General features: G+C 41.8%; 1 protein-coding gene. It reads left to right on the top strand.

Annotated elements, in window-relative coordinates:
* A partial coding sequence (locus tag AACW06_RS20115; RefSeq protein WP_192076392.1) for an IS982 family transposase occupies positions 1–421 on the top strand: 421 nt, incomplete at both ends.

Here is a 421-nt window from a genome sequence, read left to right on the forward strand (position 1 = left end):
GTCGTATGTCCGAAAGCGAAATAATGACCATCGTTATTGCTTTCCATATGTCGCACCAGCGTGACTTTAAGAATTACTATCTTGGTATTATTCACCGATACTACAAAAATGAGTTCCCGACGTTGCTTAGCTATACCCGCTTTCTGGAAGTGATGCCGTCAATTCTTATCCCGCTAAGTTCTTTTTTTACTCACGTGAAAGGTGAGCCTACTGGTATTGAGTTTATTGATTCTACAAGTATTAAAGTCTGCCATAACTTACGCATACCAAGACACAAGGTATTCAAAGGAACAGCGGCAAGAGGTAAAGGTACGATGGGGTGGTTTTACGGCTTTAAGCTTCACATTATCACTAATCACCTTGGTGATATTGTGGCAGCTAAACTTACCCCCGCTAATACGGATGACAGAAAACCCGTTCG

It is taken from the genome of Vibrio sp. S12_S33 (genome assembly GCF_963889785.1).
In the GTDB taxonomy this organism is placed as follows: domain Bacteria; phylum Pseudomonadota; class Gammaproteobacteria; order Enterobacterales; family Vibrionaceae; genus Vibrio; species Vibrio aestuarianus.